At 61.9% G+C, this 9,561-nt stretch carries 10 protein-coding genes; 3 read left to right on the forward strand and 7 right to left on the reverse strand.

The window, feature by feature from the left end:
- The first annotated feature begins 139 nt into the window (after positions 1 to 139).
- A complete protein-coding gene (locus AC3WP7_RS11190) occupies positions 140 to 775 on the forward strand; it encodes a DedA family protein (protein WP_071490485.1) in 636 nt (211 codons plus the stop codon).
- Here AC3WP7_RS11190 and AC3WP7_RS11195 read toward each other — a convergent pair.
- A complete protein-coding gene (locus AC3WP7_RS11195; RefSeq protein ID WP_102592402.1) occupies positions 756 to 1,991 on the reverse strand; it encodes a sterol desaturase family protein in 1,236 nt (411 codons plus the stop codon). The two genes, AC3WP7_RS11190 and AC3WP7_RS11195, sit on opposite strands and share 20 nt — an antisense overlap.
- Positions 1,992 to 2,107: 116 nt before the next feature.
- Here AC3WP7_RS11195 and elbB point away from each other — a divergent pair, with 116 nt between their 5' ends.
- On the forward strand, positions 2,108 to 2,773 hold the full coding sequence (gene elbB, locus AC3WP7_RS11200; protein WP_102592401.1) for an isoprenoid biosynthesis glyoxalase ElbB: 666 nt from the start codon (positions 2,108 to 2,110) through the stop codon (positions 2,771 to 2,773).
- A 180-nt stretch (positions 2,774 to 2,953) separates the two neighbouring features.
- Here elbB and AC3WP7_RS11205 read toward each other — a convergent pair whose 3' ends face one another.
- The 5 genes from AC3WP7_RS11205 to AC3WP7_RS11225 all read right to left on the reverse strand — a co-directional run bounded on the left by AC3WP7_RS11205 (position 2,954) and on the right by AC3WP7_RS11225 (position 8,694).
- Positions 2,954 to 3,409: a YaiI/YqxD family protein gene (locus AC3WP7_RS11205; protein WP_071490476.1), complete on the reverse strand. Its 456-nt coding sequence runs from the start codon at positions 3,407 to 3,409 to the stop codon at positions 2,954 to 2,956.
- A gap of 2 nt (positions 3,410 to 3,411) precedes the next feature.
- Positions 3,412 to 5,307 carry an FTR1 family protein gene (locus AC3WP7_RS11210; RefSeq protein ID WP_102592400.1) on the reverse strand — a complete coding sequence of 632 codons (1,896 nt, stop codon included), beginning with the start codon at positions 5,305 to 5,307 and terminating at the stop codon, positions 3,412 to 3,414.
- A 183-nt stretch (positions 5,308 to 5,490) separates the two neighbouring features.
- Positions 5,491 to 6,123 carry a LysE family transporter gene (locus AC3WP7_RS11215; RefSeq protein ID WP_028618426.1) on the reverse strand — a complete coding sequence of 211 codons (633 nt, stop codon included), beginning with the start codon at positions 6,121 to 6,123 and terminating at the stop codon, positions 5,491 to 5,493.
- An 88-nt stretch (positions 6,124 to 6,211) separates the two neighbouring features.
- Positions 6,212 to 6,784 (reverse strand): mechanosensitive ion channel family protein, encoded by a 573-nt coding sequence (locus AC3WP7_RS11220; RefSeq protein ID WP_028618427.1) that lies wholly within the window; start codon positions 6,782 to 6,784, stop codon positions 6,212 to 6,214.
- Positions 6,784 to 8,694, reverse strand: a complete 1,911-nt coding sequence (locus tag AC3WP7_RS11225; RefSeq protein ID WP_092241736.1) for an ATP-binding cassette domain-containing protein — start codon at positions 8,692 to 8,694, stop codon at positions 6,784 to 6,786. The genes AC3WP7_RS11220 and AC3WP7_RS11225 overlap by 1 nt, the downstream gene beginning before the upstream one ends.
- Positions 8,695 to 8,744: 50 nt before the next feature.
- Here AC3WP7_RS11225 and AC3WP7_RS11230 point away from each other — a divergent pair, with 50 nt between their 5' ends.
- Complete coding sequence (locus AC3WP7_RS11230) at positions 8,745 to 9,212, forward strand: TIGR02444 family protein (RefSeq protein ID WP_092241734.1); 468 nt, start codon at positions 8,745 to 8,747, stop codon at positions 9,210 to 9,212.
- Here the strand turns inward: AC3WP7_RS11230 and AC3WP7_RS11235 are convergent.
- On the reverse strand, positions 9,209 to 9,561 hold a 353-nt coding region (locus AC3WP7_RS11235), incomplete at its 5' end, for a hypothetical protein (protein WP_492599325.1). The genes AC3WP7_RS11230 and AC3WP7_RS11235 overlap by 4 nt on opposite strands.

Raw genomic sequence — 9,561 nt, forward strand, 5'->3', positions numbered from 1 at the left:
ACAGTTGTGCTTAAGGATGCGACCTGTAGTCGCATTCGGCATTTCCGTAGGAATTGTTCACTTCGTGACACATCTCGATACTTTCATGAATCTTCATGAAGGCGTAGGCTGCGCGTTCATTTCGCCAGCACCCCAGACCATGCTTCAACAATTCCTGCATGACTTCGGCTACTTTGCGCTCTTCCTGGGCACTTTCTTTGAAGGCGAGACCATTCTGGTTCTCGCAGGCTTCCTGGCGTTCCGTGGATACATGGATATCAACCTGGTGGTGGTCGTTGCCTTTTTCGGCAGCTACGCCGGCGATCAGCTTTGGTATTACATGGGTCGCAGACACGGCCGCAAGCTGTTGGCGCGCAAGCCACGCTGGCAATTGATGGGTGACAAGGCACTGGAGCATATCCGCAAGCACCCGGATATCTGGGTACTGAGCTTTCGCTTCGTGTACGGGTTGCGCACCGTCATGCCAGTGGCGATTGGCCTCTCCGGCTATCCACCGTTGCGCTATCTGATCCTCAACGGCATTGGCGCTGCGATCTGGGCTTTGGCCTTGGGCGCTGCGGCCTATCACTTCGGCGCCGTACTGGAAGGCATGCTGGGCAGCATCAAGAAATACGAGCTGTGGGTATTGGGTGCCTTGCTGATACTGGGCTTCGGCCTGTGGCTGCGCCGTCGCATCAAGAATGCACGCATCGCCCGCGAGGCCTGCGCCGACGCCAAGGCCCGGCTCGCGGCAGAGCCGGACCCGGTCGAGCCGCCTAAGACACCAGTCGAGTAAACCGGCTTCTGCAGCAGAAGAGGCCAATCACACTGAGCAAGCTGTAGCTCAGCAGGCCCAGCCAGCCCAGGTTGCTGGCCGGCCATAACCCGACCAACGGTGCCAGCCACACCAGCGGTACGTTCAGCACCAGCCGCGAAAGCTCGGCCTTCAACGTCCAAGGCCGGTTCTCCAGCGCCACCCCCAAGGTAAACAGCCCCAGCGCCATGGCACTCCAACCGAGGATCAGTGCCGCCGTGGGCAAACCTTCGCCGAAATTCATCAGATAGCTGCCAAAGCCAACATAGGCCGCAAATTGCAGTGCGATGTACACCTGTTGACGCACGTCCAGTGGCACGTCGAATTTACGGAACTGGCTCAGGTCGTGCCTGGCCATCGGGTACTTGGCCTTCACGTCCGCCGGGCGCCAGCCGGTGCGCATGAACCAGATGCGCAGCTTGTCCCACCAACGCTCGGTGCGCCGCGCATCACTCCACAACTGGGCATAGAACTGCAGGTTGGCCCATAGCGGATTCCAACTGGCCAACGGCGTGGTTACGCCGAAAATCACCGGTTCGTTGTCGTCTTCCTCCTGGAAGGTACCGAACAGCCGGTCCCAAATAATGAACACACCGCCATAGTTACGATCCATGTAGAGAGCGTTCTGTGCATGGTGAGCCCGATGATTGGATGGCGTGACGAAAAACCACTCGTACCAGCCGAGCTTCGGCACGTGCCGGGTGTGCACCCAGAATTGATAGAGCAAATTAAGCGATGCCACGCTGATAAACACCACCAATGGCACGCCGAGTACGGCCAAGGGCAGGTAGAAAATCCAGCTCAGCAGGAAGCCGGTACTGGTCTGGCGCAGTGCGGTGCTGAGGTTGTAGTCCTCACTCTGGTGATGCACCGAGTGTGCGGCCCACAGGATGTTGCGTTCGTGCCCCATGCGATGAAGCCAGTAGTAGCAGAAGTCGTAGAACACGAAGGCGAACACCCAGGTCCAGACGCTTTGGGCCGGCAGATCGATAACGGCAAGATGCTTGAGGGCGAACGCGTAGGTCAAAATCCCCACGCCCTTGGTCAGCAGCCCCGTGGTGGTGGACAGCACCCCGGTGCTGAGGCTGTTGATGGCATCCGCCACCCGGTAGTTACGCTCGCCGCGCCAACGGTCGGCAAGCAACTCCACGACGATCAAGGCAATGAAAAACGGTACCGCGTAAGGCACGAAGTCCATGGTCTGGTCCGGTCTATTTTTGTTACATCAAGATTAGGTGCAGCGGCGTGAGATCCCATTGGCAACAGATGACAAATTAGTAGACATTTAACGCCAAGACCCCAGGAGAAATGCCCATGAGCAAAAAGATTGCAGTGATCCTTTCCGGCTGCGGCGTGTACGACGGCGCAGAGATCCACGAAAGCGTGATCACCTTGCTGCGCCTGGACCAGCGTGGCGCTCAGGTCCAATGCTTTGCCCCGGATATTGCGCAACTGCATGTGATCAACCACCTCACCGGCGAAGAGATGCCCGAGTCGCGCAATGTGCTGGTGGAGTCGGCGCGGATCGCCCGGGGTGACGTGAAAGATATCCGCGAAGCCAACGCCGGCGATTTCGACGCGCTGATCGTGCCCGGTGGGTTTGGCGCGGCGAAAAACCTCTCGAACTTTGCCGTGGAGGGTGCCGGCTGCAGCGTCAACCCGCAGGTGCTGGAACTGGCCGAAGCTTTTGCCGAAGCGGGCAAGCCCATGGGCCTGATCTGCATCTCCCCGGCCCTGGCGGCGAAAATCTACGGCCCCGGCGTGACCTGCACCATCGGCAACTGCGCCGACACCGCCGCCGCACTGGACAAGATGGGCGCTACCCACCAGGAGTGCGGGGTGGAAGATATCGTCGAAGACAAGGCACGCAAGCTGGTGAGCACCCCGGCCTATATGCTCGGCAAGAACATCAGCGAGGTCGCTTCAGGGATCAACAAGCTGGTGGATCGGGTGCTGGAACTGACCCACGAGAACGACTGATAGCCCCACCTATGGTGAGCAGGCTTGTAGGTGACTCGGCTTGTTGTGGCGAGCGGGCTTGCCCCGCGTTGGGCTGCGCAGCAGCCCTAAAACCTGCAGCCATGGTCTAACAGACTCACCGCATCGCTTGAATTGGGGCGGCTTCGCCGCCCAACGCGGGGCAAGCCCGCTCGCCACGGATCAGGGTTGGCGCATCAAGCGTGTAAGAATGCGGTCCAGCGCATTGGCAAACGCCTGCTTTTCCTTCTCCCCGTGGGGCGGTGGCCCGCCCCCCATCTGGCCTTGCTCACGCAGATCAGTGAACAGATTGCGCACCGCCAACCGTTCACTCATGTTGGCGGGGCTGAACTCCTTGCCGCGTGGATCAAGCGCCGTAACGCCCTTCTTTACCAGGCGGTCAGCCAGCGGCACATCGCTGCAGATCACCAGCTCCCCGGGCTCCGCGTGCTCCACCAGGTAGTCATCCGCCGCATCCGGGCCGCTGGGCACCACAATCAGCTTCACACACGAGAAGCTCGGCTTGATCTGGCTCTGACCGGCCACCAGCACCACCTCGAACTGGCGCTTGAGGGCGAACTTCACTACCTGGTCCTTGGCTGCCCGAGGGCAGGCGTCGGCATCGATCCACACCCGCATGCTCAGGCAACCACCCGGCGCTTTTCGGCCAGACGGCTGCGACCGTACAGCACCACAATCGCCAGGATCGCCACCGCCTGTGCACTCAACGAGTACGCATCGGCGTGGATGCCCAGCCAATCGAAATCAAAGAACGCCACCGGCCGGGTGCCGAAGATGCCGGCCTCCTGCAGCGCCTTCACCCCATGGCCGGCAAACACCACCGACAGCGCACACAGCAACGCCGCGTTGATGCCGAAGAACAACGCCAGCGGCAGCTTCGCCGAACCCCGCAGGATCACCCACGCCAGGCCCACCAACAGCACAAGCGCCGTGGCGCCACCCGCCAGCACCGCGTTATGCCCCGCCGGCCCGGCTTGCAGCCACAGGGTTTCGTAGAACAGGATCACTTCGAACAGCTCGCGGTACACCGAGAAGAACGCCAGCACCGCAAAACCGAAGCGCCCGCCGCCGCCTACCAGGCTGCTCTTGATGTAGTCCTGCCAGGCGGCGGCGTGGCGGCGGTCGTGCATCCACACGCCGAGCCACAGCACCATCACACTGGCAAACAGCGCCGTGCAGCCTTCAAGCAACTCGCGTTGGGCACCGCTCACATCGATCACATACGCGGCCAATGCCCAGGTTGCCAGGCCCGCCAGCAGCGCCAGGCCCCAGCCGACGTTAACGCTGCGCACCGCCGATTGCTGGCCGGTATTGCGCAGGAACGCAAGGATCGCCGCCAGCACCAGAATCGCTTCCAGACCTTCACGCAACAGGATCAGCAAACCGGAGATGTAGCTCAGCGACCAACTCAAGCCATCACCGCCAAGCAGACCGGCGGATTCGGTAAGTTTGCCCTTGGCCACGTCCAGGCGTTGTTGCACCTGTTCAACCGGCAGACCGTCCTGCAACGACTGCCGGTAGGCCATCAACGCCTTTTCGGTGTCCTTGCGCACGTTGGCGTCGACGTTATCCAGCGAGCTTTCTACCAGTTCGAAACCTTCCAGGTACGCAGCCACAGACAGGTCGTAGGCCTGCTCATGATCGCCGTTCTGGAACGCCGCCAGACTCTTGTCCAGGGTGGCCGCGGTGTAGTCGAGCAACTGCGCCGGGCCACGCTTGACCTGCGGCGGTTGCGCACGCTGGGCGCGGAACGTAGCGGCGGCGGCTGGGCCGTTGGCCGCCAGTACTTCATTGGGGGTCTGGCGGGCCAAGTCGGCGAGGTTGAACGGTTGCTCGCTTTTTGCAGCCGCCGGGTCGGCAGTAAAGCCGGCGATGTAGGTAGCCAGGTCCCAGCGCTGGCGGTCGTCCAGTTGATCGGCGAAAGACGGCATGTCGGTGCCTTCAACACCCAGGCCCAGGGTGTTGTAGATCGCGTAGAGGCTCAGGCGATCCAAGCGCACAGCGTCACGCAGATTGGCCGGTGATGGCGTCATGCCCACGCTGGCCGGGCCGTCACCTGCACCTGCGGTGCCGTGGCACACCGAGCAATGCTGGGCATAGAGCGGCGCGCCTCGTGTTGGATCAGGGGTGATCGCCGGGGCCTGGCTGACTTCGTAGGCCACGGCTAGTTGGGCACCTAACTGACGCGCTTGGCGGGCGACTGTCGTACCGTCCTGATGGGCGGTTACAGCCGCTGACAGTTCGTCGACGCCTTTGACCAACGCCGCACGTTCCGGGCGCTGCGGCAGCTCTGCCACCAGGCCCTGCAACACCCCGAGAAACTCCAGCTGTTCACGGTATTCGGACTCATCGATGACCTTGCCCGCCTCCACCGTCGCTGGGTAGTCAGCGCCAATGTAATCCAGCAAATGCAGGGCTTGTGGGGCACCCTCGGCCGTCGCGGCCAACAGATTGAAGCTGCACGACATCAACGCCGGCAAAACCAGCCAGGCGAGAAAGCGAAAAGGGGCAGTCATGAATGAATCTCAAATGGAAATACGAAGTAACACATTGTCAAACGTTAAAGCGTTTGACTCAAGGCACAAGTGATTTGTCGTGGGTTGAGGCAAGGTAGTTGTCAGAACAGTTGGAGGGTGGGTATCGACACCCATGTGGAAGGGGGGCTCGCCCCTCCCCCATTTTCAATCCCGTTTCGTCAGTCAGGCCGTGGCACGATGCAAGCTGGCCAGGAAACCCGCAGCCCCCACAAACAACCCCGCAAACGTACGATTCATCCGTTTCTGCTGCTTAGGCGTGCGCAACAGGCGCAACACCTTCGACGCCAAGCCCGTATACCCCGCCATCACCACCATATCGACGCAGATCATCGTCGCACCCAGGATCAGGTACTGGATCAGTAGCGGCGCCTGTGGGTTCACGAATTGCGGCAGGACCGCCAGCATGAACACCAGGGCCTTGGGGTTGCTGGCGTTGACCAGGAAGCCACGGAACATCATCGCCATCGGTTTACCGATCGGGCGCACGGCCGCGTCATCGGTCATGTCCATGGGCAGGGCGCGCCATTGCTTGATGGCCAGGTACACCAGGTACGCCACGCCAAACCATTTGATCGCATAGAAAGCGGTGGAGGATGTCGCCAGAATGGCACCCAGGCCGCACGCGACCACGGCAATCTGCATCGCCAGGCCCAGTTGCAGGCCGATGGCATTCCAGTAACCACGCAGGAAGCCGTATTGCAGGCCGCTGGACATCGAGGCGATGGCGCCAGCGCCAGGGGAAAGGGAGATGATCCAACTAGCCAGGAAAAAGGCCAGCCACGTATCGAGTGCCATTACACACCTCAGGAGGGAGTTTGCTGTTGTGCCTTAAGCTAACTCCGCCGACCAAAGGATGGCTATAGATTTTTACAGGATGTGAATACTAGCGGTCGCCCGGAAAGACATGGGTACCTGGCCAACGGCGCACCGAGCGCTGGAAGAACAGGCTGTTGGGCACCTGCACCATCGCACTGTCGGTACCGGCCTCTGCCACTTCGACCAACGTGGTATAGAGCAGGTTGATCGCCACGACCCGACCCTTCACGCCCGGTTTGTCGACGGTATCCACCAGTTCGACGATGTCACCCAGGCGAAAGGGCCCGACGGTGAAAATCAGAATGGCGCACAGCAGGTTGGACAACACCGACCACATGGCGAAGAACGCCACGGCGGCAACCGCGACAAACCCGGAGAGTGCCGTCCACAACACCGTGGCGGACACGCCCAGGCGACCCAGCACAAAGATCAGCGCACTGCCCATGATCAGCCAGCGCAAGCCACCGCGCAGTGGCATCAGCAATTGCGGCGGGAACGGATAGCGCTCACCCAGGCGAGTCAGGCCCTTGGCGACAAAACGCTGGGCGAGGTAGCCGGCCAGCAGGATCAGCAGGATTTGCACGCCGACCCATACGGGTTCGACCCACTGCGTCGGTATCGGCAGTTGCAACGCCTCCATCAGGACAGCGCCTCCAGCTCCGCTTGCAGGGTTTCCAGCAATTCGAGGGCCTCCATCCAGGTTTCCTCCAATTGCCCTTCGCGTACTTTGAGCTTGGCCTGTTCAGCCAGCAGGTCGCGCAGTTCGTCCTTGCGGGCCGCCTCGTAGACGGCACTGTCGCCCAGGCTGGTTTCGATCCTGGCCAGGCGCTCATGCACCTTGCCCAGCTCGGCTTCCAGCTTGTCGGCTTCACGCTTGTGCGGCGCCAGCTGTTGACGCAGCGCGGCGGCGGCCTGGCGCTGGGCTTTCTTGTCGGTCTTGTCCGGGTTGACCGGGGTGTTGCTGACCGGCGCGTTGCGCAGGCGGTAATCCGTCAGCCAGCGCGCATAGTCATCCAGGTCGCCGTCGAACTCTTCGACTTTACCGTCCGCCACCAGCAGGAAGTTGTCGGTGGTGCTCTTGAGCAGGTGGCGATCGTGAGACACCACCAGTACTGCACCGCTGAACTCCTGCAAGGCCATGGTCAGCGCCAGGCGCATTTCCAGGTCGAGGTGATTGGTCGGTTCGTCGAGCAGCAGCAGGTTCGGACGGTCCCAGGCGATCAACGCCAGGGCCAGACGGGCTTTTTCGCCGCCGGAGAAATTCAGCACCGGCTCGTCGATACGCGCACCACGGAAATCGAAACCACCGAGGAAGTCGCGCAGGGTCTGTTCGCGCTCGGTTGGCGCCAGGCGCTGCAAGTGCAGCAGCGGGCTGGCCTTGGAGTCCAGCGAGTCCAACTGATGCTGGGCGAAATAACCCACCACAGTGTTCTCGCCACGGGTCAGACGCCCAGCCAGTGGCGACAGCTCGCCTGACAGGTTCTTGATCAGCGTCGACTTGCCCGCGCCGTTGGGGCCGAGCAAACCGATACGCGCACCCGGCGTAAGCTGCAGCTTCACTTTTTCCAGGATGGTCTTGTCGCCGTAGCCCAGACGCGCATCGGAAAGATCCAGCAACGGGCTGGAGATCTTCACCGACTCACGGAACACGAAGTCGAACGGTGAGTCGACGTGGGCCGCCGACAGCTCTTCCATGCGCTCCAGGGCCTTGATCCGGCTCTGGGCCTGCCGGGCCTTGGTGGCCTGGGCCTTGAAGCGGGCAATGTAGCTTTCCATGTGCGCACGTTGCGCCTGCTGCTTCTCGTACGCCTGTTGCTGCTGGGCCAGGCGTTCGGCGCGGGCGCGTTCGAACGCAGTGTAGCCGCCACGATAGAGGGTGATCTTTTTCTGCTCGACGTGGGCGATGTTGTCGACCACGGCGTCGAGGAAATCCCGATCATGGGAGATCAACAGCAAGGTGCCCTGATAATTCTTGAGGAAGTCTTCCAGCCACAGGATCGCATCGAGGTCCAAGTGGTTGGTCGGTTCGTCGAGCAGCAGCAGGTCAGACGGGCACATCAACGCCTGCGCCAGGTTCAGGCGCATGCGCCAGCCGCCGGAGAAGTCGGCGACGGGGCGGTCCATCTGCTCGTTGGTAAAGCCAAGGCCGGCGAGCATTTTGCGCGCCCGGGCGTCAGCCGTGTAGCCGTCGGCGCTGTCGAGTTCCGAGTGCAGGCGCGCCTGTGCGGCGCCGTCCTGGGCTTTCTCGGCCTCGGCCAGGTCGTGTTGCACCTGGCGCAGGCGCAGATCGCCATCGAGCACGTAGTCGATTGCAATACGGTCGAGGGTGTCGATCTCCTGGCGCATATGGGCGATGCGCCAGTCGGCCGGCAGCAGGCAGTCCCCGGAATCCGGGGTCAGCTCACCCAGCAACAGAGCGAACAACGTGGATTTGCCGGCGCCGTTGGCACCGATCAGGCCGGCTTTGTGACCGGCGTGCAGGGTCAGCTCGGCGTCTTCGAGAAGACGTTGCGGGCCACGCTGTAATGTTAGGCTTTGAAGTCGGATCATAATGGCGGCGGAGTCTACCAGCTTCGTTGGCCGCTGGCTTGGGTGTGAATATGTGCGCTGACCTGTGGAGCTTTGCCCTCTCGACTTACGCCCGCTCAGGGTGCGAGGCCGCTTGCCTGCGTTTGCAGGAGCAAGGTGCGGACGTGTGCCTGTTGCTGTGTGGTGCGTGGCTCGAGCAGCGTGCGGTGATAGCGACCGCCGAGCGCATGCAGGCGCTGAAACAGATCGCCGGGTCTTGGCAGACACACGTAATCAAACCGTTACGACAGGTGCGCATGCAATGGCGCGCCATGGCGCTGCAGGATCAGGATTTGGCGGGCTTACGCGAGCGGGTCAAGACCCTGGAGCTGGACGCCGAACGGCAGTTGCTGGAGCGCCTGGAAGCGTTGGCACAAACATGGCCGACAGGCGATGCGCAGGGTCAGCAACGATGGTTGGAAGGACTGGCGGCTGAGGACACCGCCAACCTTGACCACGACGCGCTGCAACAGCTGCGCGTCGCGGCCACCAGCACTTAGGAGGCGCTGGTTGGGGTGGTGCTTGGCGCTACCGGGGCAGGCGTGCTGCTGGCCGGTGCAGTTGGAGCGGTGGCTGCAGCCGGGGCGGCAGCAGGTGTTGCTGGCTTGGCAGCAGCAGGTTTGGCCGCTGGCTTGGCGGCTGGTTTCGCAGCAGCAGGTTTGGCCGCTGGTTTGGCGGCTGGTTTCGCAGCAGCGGTTTTAGCAGCTGGCTTGGCGGCTGGTTTCGCAGCAGCAGTTTTAGCAACTGGCTTGGCGGCTGGTTTCGCAGCAACGGTTTTAGCGGCTGGCTTGGCGGCTGGTTTCGCAGCAACGGTTTTAGCGGCTGGCTTGGCGGCTGGTTTTGCAGCAG

The organism is Pseudomonas sp. FW305-3-2-15-C-LB1 (genome assembly GCF_058787615.1).

Coding starts and splice junctions, on each gene's coding strand:
- AC3WP7_RS11190 (WP_071490485.1), top strand. CDS start 140: ATGCTTCAACAATTCCTGCATGACTTCGGCTACTTTGCGCTCTTCCTG.
- AC3WP7_RS11195 (WP_102592402.1), bottom strand. CDS start 1,991: ATGGACTTCGTGCCTTACGCGGTACCGTTTTTCATTGCCTTGATCGTC.
- elbB (WP_102592401.1), top strand. CDS start 2,108: ATGAGCAAAAAGATTGCAGTGATCCTTTCCGGCTGCGGCGTGTACGAC.
- AC3WP7_RS11205 (WP_071490476.1), bottom strand. CDS start 3,409: ATGCGGGTGTGGATCGATGCCGACGCCTGCCCTCGGGCAGCCAAGGAC.
- AC3WP7_RS11210 (WP_102592400.1), bottom strand. CDS start 5,307: ATGACTGCCCCTTTTCGCTTTCTCGCCTGGCTGGTTTTGCCGGCGTTG.
- AC3WP7_RS11215 (WP_028618426.1), bottom strand. CDS start 6,123: ATGGCACTCGATACGTGGCTGGCCTTTTTCCTGGCTAGTTGGATCATC.
- AC3WP7_RS11220 (WP_028618427.1), bottom strand. CDS start 6,784: ATGGAGGCGTTGCAACTGCCGATACCGACGCAGTGGGTCGAACCCGTA.
- AC3WP7_RS11225 (WP_092241736.1), bottom strand. CDS start 8,694: ATGATCCGACTTCAAAGCCTAACATTACAGCGTGGCCCGCAACGTCTT.
- AC3WP7_RS11230 (WP_092241734.1), top strand. CDS start 8,745: ATGTGCGCTGACCTGTGGAGCTTTGCCCTCTCGACTTACGCCCGCTCA.